This window comes from Escherichia sp. SCLE84 (assembly GCF_012584495.1).
Classification (GTDB): domain Bacteria; phylum Pseudomonadota; class Gammaproteobacteria; order Enterobacterales; family Enterobacteriaceae; genus ECMA0423.
Window position 1 is genome coordinate 97199 of record NZ_CP051430.1, and the last position, 19319, is coordinate 116517.

Genomic DNA, 19319 nt, shown 5'->3' on the forward strand with positions numbered 1-19319 from the left:
GGTGAGAGATTTACTAACGACGATTTATCGTTATCGGGGATTTATCTGGAGCAGTGTTAAACGTGATTTTCAGGCGCGTTATCAAACTAGTATGCTGGGCGCACTATGGCTCGTTTTACAACCGCTCTCTATGATTCTGGTCTATACCCTGGTTTTTTCCGAGGTGATGAAGGCAAGAATGCCCGATAATACCGGGTCGTTTGCCTATAGTATTTATCTCTGTTCCGGGGTACTGACCTGGGGATTATTTACTGAGATGCTGGATAAAGGTCAGAGCGTATTTATTAACAATGCTAATCTGATCAAGAAACTCAGTTTTCCGAAAATCTGTCTGCCGATCATCGTGACGTTATCGGCGGTGCTAAATTTCGCGATTATTTTCAGTCTGTTTCTAATTTTTATTATTGTCACCGGTAACTTCCCCGGCTGGCTCTTTCTCTCGGTGATACCGGTCCTGCTTTTGCAGATCCTGTTTGCCGGTGGGCTGGGGATGATCCTTGGTGTCATGAACGTCTTTTTCAGGGATGTGGGGCAACTGGTTGGCGTTGCGCTGCAATTCTGGTTTTGGTTCACACCCATTGTTTATGTACTGAATTCATTACCTGCATGGGCAAAAAATCTGATGATGTATAACCCGATGACTCGGATCATGCAATCTTATCAGTCCATCTTCGCCTATCATCTGGCCCCCAACTGGTATTCGCTATGGCCAGTATTGGCTCTCGCCATTATTTTCTGTGTCATCGGTTTCAGGATGTTCCGCAAGCATGCGGCGGATATGGTGGATGAATTATAATGAGTTATATCAGAGTAAATAATGTCGGTAAGGCGTATCGCCAGTATCACTCAAAGACCGGGAGACTGATCGAATGGTTATCCCCTCTGAATACCAAACGCCATAACTTGAAATGGATCCTCCGCGAGATTAATTTCGAAGTCGCTCCGGGCGAGGCTGTCGGTATTATCGGTATCAACGGTGCAGGCAAGAGTACCCTGCTTAAACTCATAACCGGGACGTCCAGGCCGACGACTGGAGAAATTGAAATCTCCGGACGTGTCGCTGCATTACTCGAATTGGGGATGGGGTTTCATTCTGATTTCACTGGCCGGCAGAATGTTTATATGTCTGGGCAACTGTTGGGGTTATCGTCAGAGAAAATAACTGAACTGATGCCGCAAATTGAAGAGTTTGCTGAGATTGGGGACTATATCGATCAGCCTGTGCGCGTCTACTCCAGTGGGATGCAAGTTCGATTAGCTTTTAGTGTAGCGACGGCTATCCGTCCTGATGTGCTAATTATCGATGAGGCATTATCTGTTGGGGATGCATATTTCCAGCATAAAAGCTTTGAGCGTATTCGAAAATTTCGTCAGGAAGGGACCACGCTGTTGCTGGTATCCCATGATAAACAAGCGATCCAAAGCATTTGCGACCGGGCCATTTTATTGAATAAAGGCCAAATTGAAATGGAAGGTGAACCTGAAGCAGTGATGGATTATTACAATGCGCTTCTGGCCGATAAACAAAATCAGTCCATTAAACAAGTTGAGCATAATGGTAAAACGCAAACTGTTTCAGGCACTGGTGAGGTGACTATCTCTGAGGTTCATCTTCTCGATGAACAGGGCAATGTGACTGAATTTGTTTCGGTAGGGCATCGTGTCAGCTTGCAGGTCAACGTTGAGGTCAAGGACGATATTCCTGAGCTTGTTGTCGGATATATGATTAAGGATCGACTTGGACAGCCGATTTTCGGGACCAATACGTACCATCTCAATCAGACACTCACCTCCCTGAAAAAAGGAGAAAAGCGTTCGTTCTTATTTTCTTTCGATGCGAGATTGGGGGTTGGCTCCTATTCTGTCGCTGTCGCGTTGCATACTTCCAGTACGCACCTCGGCAAAAACTATGAATGGCGCGATCTGGCCGTGGTATTCAACGTCGTTAACACGGAACAACAAGAGTTTGTAGGCGTGTCCTGGTTGCCGCCTGAACTGGAGATTTCTTAATGGGTTCGTCGTTTTATCGTTCATTTGAAGAACGACACAGAGGTTCGGTTGAAGAAATCAAGCGCCGCTTGAGTTTTTATTTACCTTTTCTTGCAGGTCTGAAGGACGTTTATCCTGATGGCGTGATTGCGGATATTGGTTGCGGACGTGGCGAATGGTTGGAGATCCTGAATGAAAATGGCATTGCGAACATCGGCGTCGATCTCGATGATGGCATGCTGGCGCGCGCCAGGGAGGCCGGACTGAATGTGCAGAAAATGGATTGTCTGCAGTTTTTGCAAAGTCAGGCGGATCAGAGCCTGATAGCGTTGACCGGTTTTCATATTGCTGAGCATTTGCCGTTTGAGGTCCTGCAGCAGCTCGTCATGCATACCCTACGGGTGCTGAAACCAGGTGGTTTGCTGATCCTCGAAACGCCGAACCCGGAGAATGTAAGCGTCGGCACCTGTTCATTTTATATGGATCCAACGCATAATCACCCTCTGCCACCGCCACTGCTTGAGTTTTTACCTATTCATTATGGTTTTAACCGAGCAATTACCGTTCGTCTGCAGGAAAAAGAGATTCTTCAATCTCCGGATGCAGCCGTTAATTTGGTCGATGTACTCAAAGGGGTGAGCCCCGACTACAGCATCATTGGTCAGAAAGCAGCGCCAACAGATATTCTTGAACGCTTTGACACCCTGTTTACCCAGCAGTACGGTCTGACGCTGGATGCTCTGAGCAACCGTTACGATGCGATTTTGCGCCAACAGTTTTCGTCCGTTGTCTCACGGCTGGAGACGTTGAACCAAACCTATATGCAACAGATAAGCCAAATGTCAGAGACTATTCAGACGTTGCAAGGTGAGGTTGACGATCTGAGTCATGTCATCGTTCAGAACCATCAGCTTCATCAGCAAATGGCGGATTTACATAACAGTCGTTCATGGCGTATTACTCAACCACTACGCTGGTTGTCTTTGCAACGTCAATTATTACGTCAGGAAGGGGCTAAAGTGCGAGCCCGTAGGGCTGCGAAAAAAATATTGCGCAAAGGGATGGCGCTCTCGCTGGTCTTTTTCCATCGTTACCCTAAGTCTAAGGTTTATCTGTTTAAGGTTCTGAGAAAAACTGGCTGCTATACATTGCTACAACGTTTGTTCCAACGCGTAATGCTGGTGCAATCTGACACGATGATGATGCAGTCCAGAAGATATGATGTGGGTACTGAAGAAATGACAAGTCGCGCGATGAGTATTTATAACGAATTAAAAAATAAAAATACGGAGAAATAACGATGCGTATTGTCATAGATTTACAAGGCGCACAGACGGAAAGCCGCTTTCGTGGCATCGGTCGTTATAGTATCGCAATCGCCAGAGGCATAATCAGAAATAACAGCCGGCATGAGATTTTCATCGCGCTATCCGCCATGCTGGATGAGTCGATTGCGGATATTAAGGCGCAATTTGCCGATCTCCTGCCGGCAGAAAATATAGTCGTATGGCATGCCGTAGGCCCTGTTCGTGCGATGGACCAAGGTAATGAATGGCGTCGGGAGAGCGCAGAACTGATTCGGGAAGCGTTTCTTGAATCATTGTGTCCAGATGTCGTTTTCATTACGAGTTTGTTTGAAGGTCATGTCGACGATGCGGCTACATCGGTACACAAATTTAGTCGTCAGTATAAAGTAGCCGTACTGCACCACGATCTTATCCCCCTCGTGCAGGCGGAAACCTATCTGCAGGACGATGTATACAAACCCTACTACTTACAGAAAGTTGAGTGGTTAAAAAACGCTGACCTTTTGTTGACTAACTCTGCTTATACCGCACAGGAAGCGATCGAGCATCTGCATTTACAGGGCGATCATGTGCAGAATATTGCAGCCGCAGTCGATTCTCAGTTTTGTATGGCGGAGGTGACAGCGAGCGAAAAAGAGACCGTCCTTGGCCATTACGGTATTCAGCGCGAGTTCATGTTGTATGCGCCCGGAGGATTTGACTCAAGGAAAAACTTTAAACGGTTGATTGAGGCCTATGCCGGGCTCAGTGATGCCTTACGTCGCAGTCATCAACTGGTTATCGTCAGTAAGCTTTCCATCGGTGATCGTCAGTATCTGGAATCCCTTGCGTCAGGTAATGGTTTACAGCAAGGCGAACTGGTACTCACTGGTTATGTGCCGGAAGATGAGCTGATCCAGCTCTATCGCCTATGTAAGCTGTTCATCTTTGCTTCACTACATGAAGGTTTTGGGTTGCCGGTTCTGGAAGCAATGTCGTGCGGTGCGCCGGTGATTGGCTCAAATGTCACCAGTATTCCTGAAGTCATCGGTAATCCTGAGGCATTATTCGACCCGTATTCTGTCTCTTCCATGAGGGATAAGATCGCGCAATGTTTGACTGATGATACCTTCCTCGCGCGTCTGAAAGAAATGGCGCAGCAGCAAGCGCGTAATTTCTCTTGGGATAAAGCTGCGGTGACTGCTCTGGAGGCTTTCGAAAAGATCGCGGTAGAAGACACCGGTACTGCGCAGGTTTTGCCTGAAGCTTTGATTCAGAAGATCCTTGCTATCACACAAGGGCAGCCAGATGACCGCGATCTGCGCTTGTGCGCAACGGCCATTGATTACAATCTGAAAACGGCAGAACTTTATCAAATCGACGATAAATCGCTGAACTGGCGTGTGGAAGGCCCATTCGATAGCTCATATAGTCTGGCGTTGGTCAACCGCGAATTTGCCCGGGCACTCTCAGCCGATGGTGTAGAGGTCTTATTGCATTCCACTGAAGGACCGGGTGATTTTGCCCCAGATGCCTCCTTTATGGCACAGTCGGAAAATAGTGATCTTCTGGCATTTTATAATCAATGTCAGACCCGCAAGAGTAACGAAAAGATAGATATTCTTAGCAGAAATATCTATCCACCGCGGGTTACCAAAATGGATGCCAAAGTAAAATTCCTTCATTGTTATGCTTGGGAAGAAACGGGCTTTCCGCAACCGTGGATCAATGAATTTAATCGGGAACTTGACGGAGTGCTGTGTACTTCGGAACATGTTCGTAAAATATTGATTGATAACGGACTGAATGTGCCCGCATTTGTTGTTGGCAATGGCTGTGACCATTGGCTCAATATCCCAGCCGAGACGACAAAAGATGTGGATCACGGAACATTCCGTTTCCTGCACGTCTCTTCTTGTTTCCCACGCAAAGGGATACAGGCAATGCTTCAGGCTTGGGGGAAGGCGTTCACTCGTCGTGACAATGTTATCTTAATCATTAAGACTTTTAACAATCCGCACAATGAAATTGACGCATGGCTGGCTCAGGCCCAGGCTCAATTCATAGACTATCCCAAAGTTGAAGTGATCAAAGAGGATATATCAGCCACCGAGCTTAAAGGGCTTTATGAAAGCTGTGATGTTTTGGTTGCTCCAGGTTGCGCTGAAGGCTTTGGTTTACCTATTGCTGAAGCAATGCTGAGTGGGCTACCGGCTATCGTCACCAATTGGAGCGGGCAACTTGATTTTGTTAATTCACAAAATTCATGGCTGGTTGACTATCAGTTCACTCGGGTAAAAACGCACTTTGGTCTGTTTTCCTCAGCCTGGGCCAGTGTGGATATTGACAACTTAACAGATGCATTAAAAGCGGCAGCCTCAACCGATAAATCAGTGCTGCGTGACATGGCCAATGCTGGTCGCGAGCTTCTTCTGCAGCAGTTTACCTGGAAAGCGGTGGCTGATCGTTCTTGCCAGGCGGTCAAGACTCTGCGTGCGCATATTGATATTGCACAGCATCGGGCGCGCATTGGCTGGTTGACGACCTGGAACACGAAATGTGGGATCGCAACCTATTCCCAGCATCTGGTGGAAAGCGCACCTCATGGCGCGGATGTTGTTTTTGCTCCCCAGGTCAGCGCTGGCGATCTTGTGTGTGCAGACGAAGAGTTTGTACTTCGCAACTGGATTGTAGGTAAAGAGAGCAACTATCTGGAAAACCTCCAGCCACACATTGATGCTCTGAAACTCGATGTCATTGTGATCCAATTCAACTATGGATTCTTTAATCATCGAGAACTGTCGGTGTTTATTCGTCGCCAGCATGACGCCGGTCGTTCAGTTGTTATGACGATGCACTCAACTGTGGATCCGCTGGAAAAAGAGCCGAGCTGGAATTTCCGTCTTGCTGAAATGAAAGAGGCGCTGGCACTTTGCGACCGGTTGTTGGTGCATTCGATTGCCGATATGAACCGCCTTAAAGATTTAGGCTTAACTGCGAATGTTGCTTTATTCCCGCACGGTGTTATCAACTACTCCGCAGCGAGCGTCACACGTCAACAGCAGTCTTTACCGCTAATTGCGAGCTATGGCTTCTGCTTACCGCATAAGGGCCTGATGGAACTAGTAGAATCCGTCCATAGACTCAAGCAAGCCGGTAAACCGGTTCGTTTACGACTGGTGAACGCAGAGTATCCTGTTGGGGAGTCACGCGATCTGGTGGCAGAGCTTAAAGCTGCTGCTCAGCGGTTAGGTGTTACCGATCTGATTGAGATGCATAATGATTTCCTACCTGATGCGGAGAGTCTGCGGTTGCTTTCAGAAGCCGATCTTCTGATTTTTGCTTATCAGAATACTGGGGAGTCTGCTAGCGGGGCGGTACGTTATGGTATGGCGACTCAAAAACCTGTTGCGGTAACGCCCCTGGCGATATTTGATGATTTGGACGATGCCGTCTTTAAATTTGATGGATGCAGCGTCGATGATATCAGTCAGGGGATTGACCGGATCCTGAATTCCATCCGTGAACAGAACTCTTGGGCAACCAGGACTCAACAACGTGCCGATGCATGGCGGGAACAACATGATTATCAAGCTGTTTCACGCCGTCTGGTTAATATGTGTCAAGGCTTAGCTAAAGCTAAATATTTTAAATAAAAATATCTCTCTTGTATTTTTTGCCTTTGAATACAAGAGGGGTTAGATAATGTGTCATTTATTATGAAAATTATTTTTGCTACTGAGCCAATTAAATACCCATTAACGGGCATCGGTCGGTATTCCCTGGAGCTGGTTAAGCGGCTGGCGGTCGCCCGCGAAATTGAAGAATTAAAGCTATTTCACGGTGCGTCGTTTATAGAACAGATCCCTTTGGTGGAGAATAAAAGCGATACCAAAGCCAGCAATCATGGTCGTCTGTCGGCGTTTCTACGCCGACAGACGCTGTTGATTGAGGCTTATCGCTTGCTGCATCCGCGGCGCCAGGCGTGGGCATTGCGCGACTATAAGGATTATATCTACCATGGCCCCAATTTTTATCTGCCGCATAAACTGGAACGCGCCGTGACCACGTTTCATGACATATCCATTTTTACCTGCCCGGAATATCATCCAAAAGATCGGGTTCGCTATATGGAGAAGTCCCTGCATGAGAGTCTGGATTCGGCAAAGCTGATCCTGACCGTTTCTGATTTCTCGCGCAGTGAAATTATCCGCTTGTTCAACTATCCGGAGGAGCGGATCGTAACCACCAAGCTAGCCTGCAGCAGTGACTATATCCCACGCAGCCCGGCAGAGTGTCTGCCGGTACTGCAGAAATATCAGCTGGCGTGGCAGGCCTACGCGCTATATATCGGCACTATGGAGCCACGTAAAAATATCCGAGGCCTGCTGCATGCCTATCAGCTGCTACCGATGGAGATCCGCATGCGCTATCCGCTAATCCTTAGCGGCTATCGCGGCTGGGAAGACGATGTGCTGTGGCAGTTAGTCGAGCTCGGTACTCGGGAAGGCTGGATCCGTTACCTCGGATATGTTCCGGATGAAGACCTGCCGTATCTGTACGCAGCGGCCAGAGTCTTTGTTTATCCCTCCTTCTACGAGGGATTCGGTTTACCTATTCTTGAAGCGATGTCTTGCGGTGTGCCGGTAGTATGCTCCAATGTCACCTCTTTGCCTGAGGTTGTTGGCGATGCCGGCCTCGTTGCCGATCCTAATGATATAGACGCGATTAGCGCGCAAATTTTGCAGAGCCTGCAAGATGATAGCTGGCGGGAAATCGCCACCGCGCGCGGTCTTGCTCAGGCGAAACAGTTTTCGTGGGAGAACTGTGCGACACAGACCATTAACGCCTATAAATTACTCTAAGGGTGTCAGTTGAGAGTTCTACACGTCTATAAGACTTACTATCCCGATACCTACGGCGGTATTGAGCAGGTAATTTATCAGCTAAGTCAGGGCTGCGCCCGCCGGGGAATCGCAGCCGATGTTTTCACTTTTAGCCCGGACAAAGATACAGGTCCTGTCGCTTACGAAGATCATCGGGTCATTTATAATAAACAGCTTTTTGAAATTGCCTCCACGCCGTTTTCGCTGAAAGCGTTAAAGCGTTTTAAGCTGATTAAAGATGACTACGATATCATCAACTACCATTTTCCGTTTCCCTTTATGGATATGCTGCATCTTTCGGCGCGGCCTGACGCCAGGACTGTGGTGACCTATCACTCTGATATAGTGAAACAAAAACGGTTAATGAAGCTGTACCAGCCGCTGCAGGAGCGATTTCTCAGCGGCGTAGATTGCATCGTTGCCTCGTCGCCCAATTATGTGGCTTCCAGCCAGACCCTGAAAAAATATCTGGATAAAACGGTGGTGATCCCGTTTGGTCTGGAACAGCAGGACGTGCAGCACGATCCGCAGAGGGTCGCGCACTGGCGGGAAACTGTCGGCGATAAGTTCTTTCTCTTCGTCGGCACTTTCCGCTACTACAAAGGGCTGCATATTCTGATGGATGCCGCTGAGCGTAGCCGACTGCCAGTGGTGGTTGTAGGGGGCGGGCCGCTGGAATCGGAAGTGCGGCGTGAAGCGCAGCAGCGCGGGCTGAGCAATGTGATGTTTACCGGCATGCTCAACGACGAAGATAAGTACATTCTCTTCCAGCTCTGCCGGGGCGTGGTATTCCCCTCGCATCTGCGCTCTGAGGCGTTTGGTATTACGTTATTGGAAGGCGCACGCTTCGCAAGGCCACTGATCTCTTGTGAGATTGGTACAGGTACCTCTTTCATTAACCAGGACAAAGTGAGTGGTTGCGTGATTCCGCCGAATGATAGCCAGGCGCTGGTGGAGGCGATGAATGAGCTCTGGAATAACGAGGAAACCTCCAACCGCTATGGCGAAAACTCGCGTCGTCGTTTTGAAGAGATGTTTACTGCCGACCATATGATTGACGCCTATGTCAATCTCTACACTACATTGCTGGAAAGCAAATCCTGAGAGATGCTACCCCCGCCGTTGCTGCGGGGGCCAACGCGTTAATGCCGATTCTTCAGATTATCAATCACTTCTCCGAGATCCAGCCCTTGATCCTGCAACAACACCAGCAGGTGATACATCAAATCAGATGCCTCGTTGGTCAGTTCAAAGCGGTCATGTACTGTCGCTGCCAGTGCGGTTTCCACCCCTTCTTCACCCACTTTCTGCGCAATGCGTTTGGTGCCACTGGCATACAGTTTGGCTGTGTAAGAGGTTTCCGGGTCGGCAGATTTGCGTTCGGCGAGCAGTTGTTCCAGTTGATATAGGAACAGCCACTGGTGAGCGGTGTCGCCGAAGCAGCTGCTGGTGCCTTTGTGGCAGGTCGGGCCGATGGGATTCGCCAGCAACAGTAACGTGTCGTTGTCGCAGTCCGGCGTAATATTTACTACGTTGAGGAAATTGCCCGACGTTTCGCCTTTGGTCCACAGTCGCTGTTTAGTGCGCGAGAAGAAGGTGACTTTGCCGCTTTCGATGGTTTTGTCCAGGGCTTGCGGGTTCATATAGCCCAGCATTAACACTTCACCGGATACCGCGTGTTGCACAATCACCGGCATCAGTCCGTCGGTTTTTTCCCAGTCCAGTTCGCGACGTTGTTGTTCTGTTAACATATCCTGATCTCCACGCCCTGTGTTGCCAGGTACGCTTTTAATTCACCAATATTGATTATTTGTTTGTGGAATACGGAAGCTGCCAGCGCACCGTCAACGTCGGCATCGCGGAAGGCTTCGAGGAAGTGTTCCATGGTCCCCGCGCCACCGGAGGCAATCAGCGGGATGTGGCAAACTTCACGTACTTTTTTCAGCTGCTCGAGGTCGTAACCGTTACGCACGCCGTCCTGATTCATCATGTTGAGGACGATTTCTCCGGCACCGCGTTTTTGCACTTCCTGTACCCAGTCGAGCGTTTCCCACTGAGTGACGCGAGTGCGGTTTTCGTCGCCGGTATATTGATTCACATGATATTTACCGGTTTCGCCGTCGTACCAGGTATCAATACCGACCACAATACACTGCACGCCAAAACGATCCGCCAGGCGAGTAATTAACGTCGGATCCGCCAGCGCAGGCGAGTTGATGGAAATTTTATCCGCGCCAAAGGAAAGAATTTTCGCGGCATCTTCCAGAGACTTAATCCCACCCGCCACACAAAACGGAATGTCGATCACTTCCGCCACGCGAGATACCCAGCTTTTATCTACCACACGGCCATCGCTGGAAGCGGTGATATCGTAGAACACCAGTTCGTCTGCACCTTCTTCGGCGTAGCGTTTTGCCAGCGGCACGATATCGCCAATGATTTCATGGTTGCGAAACTGTACGCCTTTCACCACCTGACCATCACGAACGTCGAGACATGGAATTATGCGTTTTGCCAGCATGCGATGGCCTCCTTCACGGTGAATTTACCTTCCAGTAATGCACGACCAACTATTACGCCGCGTACACCAGTACCACGCAGGGCAGCGACATCATCAATGTCGCCAATACCGCCGGAGGACTGAAATGCCACCTGCGGATATCTGGCGCACACTTCTTCATATAAAGAGACGTTAGAACCTGCCAGCGTGCCGTCGCGCGAGATATCGGTACACAGCACATGTTTCAGGCCGACGGGCAGATAGGTTTCCACCAGTTGTTCCAGTGAAACGCCCGAATTCTCTTGCCAGCCGCTGACTGCCACCTGCTTGTTGCCTTGCTCGTCAATACGGACATCCAGCGCCAGCACTAAGGCATCGGCACCGAAACGTTCAAACCAGCCTTTCACCATTTCTGGTGATTTCACCGCGGTGGAGCCGACCACCACGCGCGCAACGCCCGCTTCCAGTAACGCCGCCACGTCTTCTTCGCTACGCACGCCGCCGCCAACCTGTACAGGGACGTTAACGCCCGCCACCAGGGTTTTAATCAGCGGGATTTGACGTTTTGCCGGATCTTTTGCCCCGGTCAGATCCACCAGGTGCAACACTTCGGCACCCTGCGCGGCGTAATCCTGTAAGCGCGGCAGCGGGTCGTTACCGTAATCGCGTTGTTTGCCGTAATCGCCCTGATGGAGACGCACCACAGTGCCGTCGATTAAATCTAATGCCGGAATAATCATCACATCTCCAGGAAGTTTTTCAGCAACTTAGCGCCAGCGGCACCAGAACGCTCCGGGTGGAACTGCACGCCGTAGAAGTTATCTTTTTGTACCGCCGCGGTGAACGGTTCGCCGTAATTACACTGGGCGATGGTCCACGGATTGACTGGCATTGCGTAGCTGTGAACAAAGTAAAAGTACGCGCCGTCTTCAATCCCCTGAAACAGGCGGTTGCCTGCCTGCGGGTAAACGCGATTCCAGCCCATATGCGGCAGCGGCAGACCAAAGTCGGTCATTTTCGGCACGTCTTCGTCGATGATGCCCAGCAAGTCGACGCCGTTGCTCTCTTCGCTGCGCCGCCCCAGCAGTTGCATCCCTAAGCAGATGCCCAGCACCGGTTGGGTACAGGCTTTGATGAGATCAAACAGCTCGCGCTCACGCACCTGATCCATCGCTGCTTGCGCGGTGCCAACGCCGGGTAAAAACAGTTTATCGGCCAGCAACACGACGTCCGGGTCACGGCTGACTTTGGGTTCATAACCGTGACGCGCAATGGCAGACTTCACCGAGTTCAAATTGGCGCAGCCAGTATCAAGGATCACCACGTTCATTACAGCACTCCTTTCGACGAGGGCAGGGTGTCGCCTTCCACGCGGATGGCCTGGCGCAGGGTGCGACCAAAGGCTTTGAACAGGCTCTCTACACGGTGGTGATCGTTTTTACCTTTGGTTTTCAGGTGTAGCGTCACGCCCATGGTGTAAGAGAGCGAACGGAAGAAGTGCTCGATCATTTCGGTGCTGAGATCGCCCACGCGCTGGTAGGTAAACTCGGCTTTATATTCCAGGTGCGGGCGACCAGAGATATCCAGCGCGCAGCGGGCAAGGCATTCGTCCATCGGTAGCACAAAACCAAAGCGGCAAATACCGCGTTTGTCTCCGAGGGCGATTTTTAGCGCTTCGCCCAGCGCCAGACCAGTATCTTCGACGGTGTGGTGATCGTCGATATAGAGGTCGCCTTTGACGTTGATTTCCATGCGGAAACCGCCGTGGGTGGCGATCTGATCCAGCATGTGATCAAAGAAGCCAACACCGGTGTTAATCTTGCTGCCACCTTCGCGATCCAGCCACACCTGGACGTCAATTTGCGTCTCTTTGGTGTTGCGCACTACATGGGCGTAACGGTCTCGTTTAGTGAGTTGCTCGCCAATCATCGGCCAGTTCAGGATTTCGCGGTCGTAGCGTAAACCATTAATGCCCATGTTTTCCGCCAGTTGAATGTCGGTCGCGCGATCGCCAATCACATAACTGTTAGCGCGATCCATCGCTTGCTCAGCCAGATAACGTTCCACCAGTTTTACTTTCGGCTTACGGCAGTCGCACTCATCGGCGGGCAGGTGCGGACAAATCAGCACTTCATCAAACTGTACGCCTTGCGAGGTGAAGATCTGCATCATCAGGTTGTGCGGGCCATCGAAATCCGCCTGCGGGAAACTTTGTGTTCCAAGACCATCCTGATTAGTGATCATCACCAGCTTGTAGCCCGCTTTTTGCAGCTTTAGCAGCTCCGGGATCACGCCCGGTTCAAAGGCGAGTTTGTCAAAACGGTCCACCTGAAAATCACTCGGCGGTTCGCTAATCAGGGTTCCATCGCGATCGATAAAAAGATACTTCTGACTCATCAAACTTGCTCCGCACGTAAGGCGTCAATGACGCGCTGGCTTTCTTCACGGGTTCCGACGGTAATTCGCAGGCAGCCGCTTAAAGAGGGTTGTTTATTCTGATCACGTAAGATAATGCCCTGATCCCACAAAGATTTAAACACTGCGCTGGAGGCTTTAAAGCGCGCCAGAATGTAGTTGGTTTCGGAGTCGAAAACCTGCTCTACGCAGGGGATCTCTTTCAGTGCGGCAATCAGGTATTCGCGTTCTGCAATAATTTGCGTCACTCGTTCGCGCATAGCGACGATTCCCTGCGGGCTTAACGCCTGGGCCGCAATGTCGGCAACCGGCGTCGAGAGCGGGTAGGGGGCGATCACTTTCATTAACAGGTTGATGACCTCTTCGTTTGCCAGCGTAAATCCGCAACGAAGCCCCGCCAGAGCAAAAGCTTTCGACAGTGTGCGCAAAATAGCCAGGTGCGGATATTCCGCCAGCCAGCCAGCCAGCGATGCCTGTGGACAAAACTCTATATAGGCTTCATCGGCAACCACAATCGCCTTACCGCGCGTTAACTCCAGCAGGGTGCGAAAATCCTGCGGGTTGATCAGTTGCCCGGTCGGGTTGTTGGGGCTGCAAACATAGACCACTTTTACGCCGTCCAGCTTGTCGGAAATGCCCTGTAAGTCCAGTTGCCAGTTTTCCAGCGTCGGCACTGTGCGGCACTCGACGCCAATGGTTTCAGCGCTGACGCTGTACATGCCGTACGTTGGCGGGCAGTAGAGGATGGCGTCTTTACCCGGTTCGCAAAAAGCGCGAATCAGTAGTTCAATACCTTCGTCCGCGCCACGGCTGACCAGCACCTGTTCCGGTTTTACGCCTGCATATTGCGCGTAATTTTCAATCACTGCTTTCGGCTGACATTCCGGGTAGCGGTTGAGCGTTTGCTGAGTAAGCTGAAACTCCACGGCTGTGGGATATTCGTTGGCGTTCAGCCAGACGTCGCCATTACCGCCCAGACGACGCGCCGACTGATACGGCGTCAGGTTGCGGACGTTTTCACGCGCTAAATCGGTAATAGTCACGGTGCTCATGCTTGCTCCTTAAGGGCGTTAACACGCAAAGTAACGGCATTTTTATGGGCGGTCAGGCGCTCGGCGGCGGCCAGTGTTTCTATGGTCGAAGCCAGCGCAGAAAAGCCTTCTTTCGACAGTTCCTGCACGGTCATGCGCTTCTGGAAATCTGCCAGCCCGAGGCTGGAACAGGTGGCGGTGTAACCGTAAGTCGGTAGAACGTGGTTGGTGCCGGAGGCGTAATCACCTGCCGATTCCGGTGACCAGTCACCAAGAAATACCGAACCGGCACTGGTAATGCTATCGACCAGTTCACGGGCGTTGCGGGTCTGAATGATCAGGTGCTCCGGGCCGTACTGGTTGGAGATCTCTACGCACTGCGCTAAATCTTTAGTCACGATCTGGCGGCTGGCGCTAAGTGCCTGACGGGCGGTTTCGGCACGCGGCAGTTCTGCCAACTGGCGTTCGACGGCCTCGGCAACTTGATGCGCCATATCAGCATCGGGCGTCAGTAAAATCACCTGTGAGTCCGGGCCGTGTTCAGCCTGAGAAAGCAAATCAGAAGCCACGAAATCCGGCGTTGCGCCACTGTCGGCAATGACCAACACTTCCGACGGGCCTGCGGGCATATCGATAGCCGCACCGTCCAGACGCTGGCTCACCTGACGTTTCGCTTCGGTGACAAAGGCGTTACCCGGCCCGAAGATTTTGTCCACTTTCGGCACAGATTCCGTACCAAACGCCAGTGCGGCAATGGCCTGTGCGCCGCCGACGTTAAACACGTCCTGCACACCGCACAGCTGCGCCGCATAAAGGATCTCATCGGCAATCGGCGGCGGTGAGCACAGCACCACTTTTTTACAGCCCGCAATACGCGCCGGAGTTGCCAGCATTAATACCGTTGAGAAGAGCGGGGCGGAGCCGCCAGGAATATACAAACCTACCGAAGCCACCGGGCGCGTGACTTGCTGACAACGTACGCCTGGCTGAGTTTCTACATCTACTGGCGGCAGTTTTTGCGCAGTGTGGAAGGTTTCAATATTCTTTACTGCCACCGCCATCGCCTGTTTTAGCTCGTCGCTCAGGCGTTCGCTGGCGGCGGCGATCTCCTCAGCAGACACCTTCAGCGCGGTAACCGTGGTTTTATCAAACTTCGCGCTGTATTCCCGCAGGGCCTCATCGCCACGCGTTTTCACGTTATCGAGAATATCGTTAACGGTGCGGGTAATGCTTTCAGAAGCGGAGATCGCCGGGCGCATTAACAGCTGGCGTTGTTGCTCCGCAGTACAGCTATTCCAGTCAATGATTGTGTTAAAGCTCATGGCGATCACTCCATCATCTTCTCAATCGGCAGGACCAGGATTGAACTGGCACCCAGCGCTTTCAGTTTTTCCATCGTTTCCCAGAACAGGGTTTCGCTACTGACCATGTGCATCGCTACACGCTGTTGATCACCTGCCAGCGGCAGAATAGTTGGGCGTTCGGCGCCTGGCAGCAGGGCGATGACTTCATCCAGACGTTCGGTCGGTGCGTGCATCATGATGTATTTTGATTCGCGTGCCTGGATCACACCCTGAATACGGGTCAGCAGTTTGTCGATCAGTTGCTGTTTGGATTCTTCCATTTCGCCATCGCGCTGGATCAGGCAGGCTTTCGAGCGGTAGATAACTTCGACTTCGCGCAGGCCGTTAGCTTCCAGCGTGGCACCGGTGGAAACCAGATCGCAAATCGCATCCGCCAGTCCGGCACGCGGGGCAACTTCGACAGAACCGTTCAGTAAGCAGGATTTAAAAGAGATGCCTTTCTGGTCGAGATAACGCTTGAGCAGGTGAGGATAAGAGGTGGCGATACGTTTACCGTTTAAGGAGAGCGGGCCGTCCCAGGCTTCATCAACCGGCGTTGCCAGCGAAAGGCGGCAGCCGCCGAAATCCAGACGACGCAAGGTAAAGTAGCGCGGATCTTCACCCTGGGCGCGGCGGTTAAGCAGCTCTTCTTCCAGCACGTTTTCGCCGATAATCCCAAGGTCTACTACGCCATCCATTACCAGACCGGGAATGTCGTCGTCACGTACGCGTAGAATATCAATCGGCATGTTTTCTGCCATCGCGATCAGGCGCTGGGTGTGAAGATTGATTTTAATACCACAGCGCGCCAGTAATTCGCGTGAGTCATCACTTAAACGGCCGGATTTCTGCATAGCTATGCGTAAACGAGAGTTGTCTGTCATTTTGTTATTCCTCTTTAAACCTGTCTGAACCGTTATCAACCGCGCAATAAAAAAGCCCCCGGAAGGTGATCTTCCGGGGGCTTTCTCATGCGTTCATGCACCACTGGAAGATCTGAATGTCTTCCAGCACACATCGCCTGAAAGACTAGTCAGGATGATGGTGATGATGGTGGTGTTTAAATTGAACGCGTGTCATAAAAGTCTCTGTGAATGTTTATTCAACTGATGTCTTTTAACCTAAACCACTTTCACGTTAGAAAGCAAGGGCTTTTTTATATATTTTATGGCGATGGATTTGTTTAATGAATGAGCGGGGAAAGGAGGGGGCTAAGAGGACTGTCCTCTAAGCTGACGGCACCAAAAATAGCGAAGCCTGGATTTTCGTCTCACTGACAATACCTTGATCTACAAACTAATTAATAAATAGTTAATTAACGCCCATCATTGTACAATGAACTGTACAAAAGAGGAGATTGACATGCGTACAATTAGCTACAGCGAAGCGCGTCAGAATTTGTCGGCAACAATGATGAAAGCCGTTGAAGATCATGCCCCGATCCTTATTACTCGTCAGAATGGAGAGGCTTGTGTTCTGATGTCACTCGAAGAATACAACTCGCTGGAAGAGACGGCTTATCTACTGCGTTCCCCCGCTAACGCCCGGAGATTGATGGACTCAATCGATAGCCTGAAATCAGGCAAAGGAACAGAAAAGGACATTATTGAGTGAAACTAATCTGGTCTGAGGAATCATGGGATGATTATCTGTACTGGCAGGAAACAGATAAGCGAATTGTTAAAAAGATCAATGAACTTATCAAAGATACCCGCAGAACGCCATTTGAAGGTAAGGGGAAGCCAGAACCCCTGAAACATAATTTGTCAGGTTTCTGGTCCCGACGCATTACAGAGGAGCACCGTCTGGTATACGCGGTTACCGACGATTCACTGCTCATTGCAGCATGTCGTTATCATTATTGAACAGATTCATTCATAGAATGAATTGTCAGTTTTGATACGCTAGCGTAGCCTTATAGATCTAAGGTGTATCAGGAGATAACGGATGAAAAAGGTCGCAATTGTCGGGTTAGGGTGGTTAGGCATGCCGCTGGCGATGTCACTTTCAGCGCGAGGCTGGCAAGTCACCGGGAGTAAAACCACACAAGATGGTGTCGAAGCGTCCCGAATGAGTGGCATTGATAGCTATCTGCTTCGCATGGAGCCTGAGTTAGTTTGCGATTCTGACGATCTGGATGCCCTGATGGATGTCGATGCGCTGGTCATTACGCTTCCGGCACGTCGTAGCGGCCCCGGCGATGAGTTCTATTTACAAGCGGTACAAGAGTTAGTGGATAGCGCGCTGGCCCATCGTATTCCCCGCATTATTTTCACCAGCTCAACATCTGTCTATGGCGACGCGCAAGGCACGGTGAAAGAAACCACCCCGCGTAATCCGGTGACCAACAGTGGACGAGTATTAGAAGAACTCGAAGACTGGCTGCACAATTTACCCGGTACTTCGGTCGATATTCTGCGTCTTGCGGGGCTGGTCGGACCGGGACGTCATCCCGGACGCTTCTTTGCCGGAAAAACCGCGCCTGATGGTGAACATGGTGTTAATTTAGTCCATTTAGAAGATGTTATTGGCGCTATCACTCTGTTGTTACAGGCACCTAAAGGCGGACACATCTATAATATATGTGCGCCAGCTCACCCTGCGCGTAATGTTTTCTATCCGCAGATGGCCCGTTTACTGGGGCTGGAGCCTCCGCAGTTCAGAAATAGTCTGGACAGCGGCAAAGGTAAGATTATTGATGGCAGTCGGATTTGTAATGAACTGGGATTTGAATACCAGTATCCCGATCCGCTGGTAATGCCGCTGGAGTAAACGATCACGCCAGCAGGACGCCGCATGCACTGCAAGGGGGCGTGTATGAAACCACTGCTGGATGTGTTGATGATCCTCGATGCTTTAGAAAAAGAAGGCAGTTTTGCGGCGGCGTCGGCCAAACTCTATAAGACGCCGTCCGCTCTGAGTTACACCGTTCACAAGCTGGAAAGCGACCTTAATATTCAATGGCTTGATCGTAGCGGTCACCGCGCTAAATTCACCCGTACCGGAAAAATGTTATTAGAGAAAGGGCGGGAAGTTCTGCATACCGTGCGAGAACTGGAAAAGCAGGCGATCAAACTGCATGAAGGCTGGGAAAACGAGCTGGTGATTGGCGTGGACGACACGTTTCCTTTTTCTCTGCTTGCGCCACTGATTGAAGCTTTTTATCAACATCATAGCGTGACGCGCCTGAAGTTTATCAATGGCGTACTCGGTGGTTCCTGGGATGCCCTGACTCAGGGGCGAGCGGATATTATTGTTGGCGCGATGCATGAGCCACCATCTTCCAGTGAGTTTGGTTTTTCACGGTTGGGCGATCTGGAACAAGTCTTTGCGGTCGCGCCTCATCATCCGTTAGCCCTGGAAGAAGAGCCGTTAAACCGTCGTATTATTAAGCGATATCGGGCGATTGTGGTGGGGGATACTGCGCAGGCAGGCGCTTCTACGGCCTCACAACTTCTCGACGAACAAGAAGCCATTACCGTTTTCGATTTTAAAACCAAGCTGGAGCTGCAAATTAGCGGCCTCGGCTGCGGCTATTTACCCCGTTATCTGGCACAACGTTTTCTCGATAGTGGCGCGTTAATAGAGAAGAAAGTGGTCGCCCAAACTCTCTTTGAACCCGTCTGGATTGGCTGGAACGAACAGACCGCAGGGCTTGCCAGCGGCTGGTGGCGGGATGAAATTTTAGCAAATAGTGCGATCGCCGGTGTTTATGTAAAATCTGATGACGGAAAATCAGCCATTTAAAGAAAAATTATTATGACAAGCCTCTCATTCTCTTGTCATTTCCCCCCCATTTAGGCACAATGCGCCGCTGTCAAAAAATGACTAAAAACCGACGTTTCATCAGCGTCGGTTATTTTTTGCTT

At 50.7% G+C, this 19319-nt stretch carries 19 protein-coding genes and 1 other annotated feature; of the genes, 10 read left to right on the top strand and 9 right to left on the bottom strand.

Going from position 1 to position 19319, the window contains the following annotated elements:
* Window position 1: 1 nt before the first annotated feature.
* The 6 genes from wzm (at window position 2) to wbdC (ending at window position 9265) form a co-directional block, all read left to right on the top strand.
* A complete protein-coding gene (wzm, locus tag HGD79_RS00450; protein ID WP_001308747.1) occupies window positions 2-796 on the top strand; it encodes an O8 family O-antigen export ABC transporter permease subunit in 795 nt (264 codons plus the stop codon).
* Window positions 796-2010, top strand: coding sequence for an O8 family O-antigen export ABC transporter ATP-binding subunit (wzt, locus tag HGD79_RS00455; protein ID WP_000120464.1), 1215 nt, complete (start codon window positions 796-798; stop codon window positions 2008-2010). Before wzm ends, wzt begins: the two co-directional genes overlap by 1 nt.
* Complete coding sequence (locus tag HGD79_RS00460) at window positions 2010-3287, top strand: methyltransferase domain-containing protein (protein WP_053263894.1); 1278 nt, start codon at window positions 2010-2012, stop codon at window positions 3285-3287. Before wzt ends, HGD79_RS00460 begins: the two co-directional genes overlap by 1 nt.
* A 2-nt stretch (window positions 3288-3289) precedes the next feature.
* Entirely contained in the window at window positions 3290-6931 is a 3642-nt protein-coding gene (locus tag HGD79_RS00465; protein WP_001223551.1) for a glycosyltransferase, read from the top strand.
* A gap of 63 nt (window positions 6932-6994) precedes the next feature.
* Window positions 6995-8140: a glycosyltransferase family 1 protein gene (locus HGD79_RS00470; RefSeq protein ID WP_000691215.1), complete on the top strand. Its 1146-nt coding sequence runs from the start codon at window positions 6995-6997 to the stop codon at window positions 8138-8140.
* 9 nt (window positions 8141-8149) lie between these two features.
* Entirely contained in the window at window positions 8150-9265 is a 1116-nt protein-coding gene (wbdC, locus tag HGD79_RS00475; protein ID WP_001264404.1) for an N-acetyl-alpha-D-glucosaminyl-diphospho-ditrans,octacis-undecaprenol 3-alpha-mannosyltransferase WbdC, read from the top strand.
* 38 nt (window positions 9266-9303) lie between these two features.
* Here the strand turns inward: wbdC and hisIE are convergent, their stop codons facing one another.
* From hisIE to hisL, 9 genes are all read right to left on the bottom strand, one after another.
* A complete protein-coding gene (gene hisIE, locus HGD79_RS00480; protein ID WP_063074567.1) occupies window positions 9304-9912 on the bottom strand; it encodes a bifunctional phosphoribosyl-AMP cyclohydrolase/phosphoribosyl-ATP diphosphatase HisIE in 609 nt (202 codons plus the stop codon).
* Window positions 9906-10682 carry an imidazole glycerol phosphate synthase subunit HisF gene (gene hisF, locus HGD79_RS00485; RefSeq protein ID WP_001493162.1) on the bottom strand — a complete coding sequence of 259 codons (777 nt, stop codon included), beginning with the start codon at window positions 10680-10682 and terminating at the stop codon, window positions 9906-9908. Before hisF ends, hisIE begins: the two co-directional genes overlap by 7 nt.
* A complete protein-coding gene (hisA, locus tag HGD79_RS00490; protein WP_000586445.1) occupies window positions 10664-11401 on the bottom strand; it encodes a 1-(5-phosphoribosyl)-5-[(5-phosphoribosylamino)methylideneamino]imidazole-4-carboxamide isomerase in 738 nt (245 codons plus the stop codon). The genes hisF and hisA overlap by 19 nt, the downstream gene beginning before the upstream one ends.
* Entirely contained in the window at window positions 11401-11991 is a 591-nt protein-coding gene (gene hisH / locus HGD79_RS00495) for an imidazole glycerol phosphate synthase subunit HisH (RefSeq protein WP_001103560.1), read from the bottom strand. The genes hisA and hisH overlap by 1 nt, the downstream gene beginning before the upstream one ends.
* Complete coding sequence (gene hisB, locus HGD79_RS00500; protein ID WP_000080085.1) at window positions 11991-13058, bottom strand: bifunctional histidinol-phosphatase/imidazoleglycerol-phosphate dehydratase HisB; 1068 nt, start codon at window positions 13056-13058, stop codon at window positions 11991-11993. The genes hisH and hisB overlap by 1 nt, the downstream gene beginning before the upstream one ends.
* Window positions 13058-14128, bottom strand: coding sequence for a histidinol-phosphate transaminase (gene hisC, locus HGD79_RS00505; RefSeq protein ID WP_000108972.1), 1071 nt, complete (start codon window positions 14126-14128; stop codon window positions 13058-13060). The genes hisB and hisC overlap by 1 nt, the downstream gene beginning before the upstream one ends.
* Complete coding sequence (gene hisD / locus HGD79_RS00510) at window positions 14125-15429, bottom strand: histidinol dehydrogenase (protein WP_001386882.1); 1305 nt, start codon at window positions 15427-15429, stop codon at window positions 14125-14127. Before hisD ends, hisC begins: the two co-directional genes overlap by 4 nt.
* 5 nt (window positions 15430-15434) lie before the next feature.
* On the bottom strand, window positions 15435-16334 hold the full coding sequence (gene hisG, locus HGD79_RS00515) for an ATP phosphoribosyltransferase (RefSeq protein ID WP_000131756.1): 900 nt from the start codon (window positions 16332-16334) through the stop codon (window positions 15435-15437).
* 46 nt (window positions 16335-16380) lie between these two features.
* Window positions 16381-16504 (bottom strand) — a sequence feature (His leader region).
* Window positions 16480-16530, bottom strand: coding sequence for a his operon leader peptide (gene hisL / locus HGD79_RS00520; RefSeq protein ID WP_001364200.1), 51 nt, complete (start codon window positions 16528-16530; stop codon window positions 16480-16482). It overlaps the preceding feature by 25 nt.
* Window positions 16531-16812: 282 nt before the next feature.
* Here hisL and yefM point away from each other — a divergent pair, with 282 nt between their 5' ends.
* The 4 genes from yefM (at window position 16813) to HGD79_RS00540 (ending at window position 19197) form a co-directional block, all read left to right on the top strand.
* Window positions 16813-17064, top strand: coding sequence for a YoeB-YefM toxin-antitoxin system antitoxin YefM (yefM, locus tag HGD79_RS00525; protein ID WP_001259255.1), 252 nt, complete (start codon window positions 16813-16815; stop codon window positions 17062-17064).
* Window positions 17061-17315: a type II toxin-antitoxin system mRNA interferase toxin YoeB gene (gene yoeB, locus HGD79_RS00530; protein ID WP_000767829.1), complete on the top strand. Its 255-nt coding sequence runs from the start codon at window positions 17061-17063 to the stop codon at window positions 17313-17315. Before yefM ends, yoeB begins: the two co-directional genes overlap by 4 nt.
* An 82-nt stretch (window positions 17316-17397) precedes the next feature.
* Complete coding sequence (locus HGD79_RS00535) at window positions 17398-18222, top strand: SDR family oxidoreductase (RefSeq protein ID WP_000754763.1); 825 nt, start codon at window positions 17398-17400, stop codon at window positions 18220-18222.
* 45 nt (window positions 18223-18267) lie between these two features.
* Window positions 18268-19197: a LysR substrate-binding domain-containing protein gene (locus tag HGD79_RS00540; protein WP_168848243.1), complete on the top strand. Its 930-nt coding sequence runs from the start codon at window positions 18268-18270 to the stop codon at window positions 19195-19197.
* Window positions 19198-19319 lie beyond the last annotated feature (122 nt).

What these genes read in the sequence shown, in the direction of transcription:
- wzt (WP_000120464.1), top strand. Translation starts at nt 796, where the DNA reads ATGAGTTATATCAGAGTAAATAATGTCGGTAAGGCGTATCGCCAGTAT.
- HGD79_RS00460 (WP_053263894.1), top strand. Translation starts at nt 2,010, where the DNA reads ATGGGTTCGTCGTTTTATCGTTCATTTGAAGAACGACACAGAGGTTCG.
- HGD79_RS00465 (WP_001223551.1), top strand. Translation starts at nt 3,290, where the DNA reads ATGCGTATTGTCATAGATTTACAAGGCGCACAGACGGAAAGCCGCTTT.
- HGD79_RS00470 (WP_000691215.1), top strand. Translation starts at nt 6,995, where the DNA reads ATGAAAATTATTTTTGCTACTGAGCCAATTAAATACCCATTAACGGGC.
- hisIE (WP_063074567.1), bottom strand. Translation starts at nt 9,912, where the DNA reads ATGTTAACAGAACAACAACGTCGCGAACTGGACTGGGAAAAAACCGAC.
- hisF (WP_001493162.1), bottom strand. Translation starts at nt 10,682, where the DNA reads ATGCTGGCAAAACGCATAATTCCATGTCTCGACGTTCGTGATGGTCAG.
- hisA (WP_000586445.1), bottom strand. Translation starts at nt 11,401, where the DNA reads ATGATTATTCCGGCATTAGATTTAATCGACGGCACTGTGGTGCGTCTC.
- hisH (WP_001103560.1), bottom strand. Translation starts at nt 11,991, where the DNA reads ATGAACGTGGTGATCCTTGATACTGGCTGCGCCAATTTGAACTCGGTG.
- hisB (WP_000080085.1), bottom strand. Translation starts at nt 13,058, where the DNA reads ATGAGTCAGAAGTATCTTTTTATCGATCGCGATGGAACCCTGATTAGC.
- hisC (WP_000108972.1), bottom strand. Translation starts at nt 14,128, where the DNA reads ATGAGCACCGTGACTATTACCGATTTAGCGCGTGAAAACGTCCGCAAC.
- hisD (WP_001386882.1), bottom strand. Translation starts at nt 15,429, where the DNA reads ATGAGCTTTAACACAATCATTGACTGGAATAGCTGTACTGCGGAGCAA.
- hisG (WP_000131756.1), bottom strand. Translation starts at nt 16,334, where the DNA reads ATGACAGACAACTCTCGTTTACGCATAGCTATGCAGAAATCCGGCCGT.
- yefM (WP_001259255.1), top strand. Translation starts at nt 16,813, where the DNA reads ATGCGTACAATTAGCTACAGCGAAGCGCGTCAGAATTTGTCGGCAACA.
- HGD79_RS00535 (WP_000754763.1), top strand. Translation starts at nt 17,398, where the DNA reads ATGAAAAAGGTCGCAATTGTCGGGTTAGGGTGGTTAGGCATGCCGCTG.
- HGD79_RS00540 (WP_168848243.1), top strand. Translation starts at nt 18,268, where the DNA reads ATGAAACCACTGCTGGATGTGTTGATGATCCTCGATGCTTTAGAAAAA.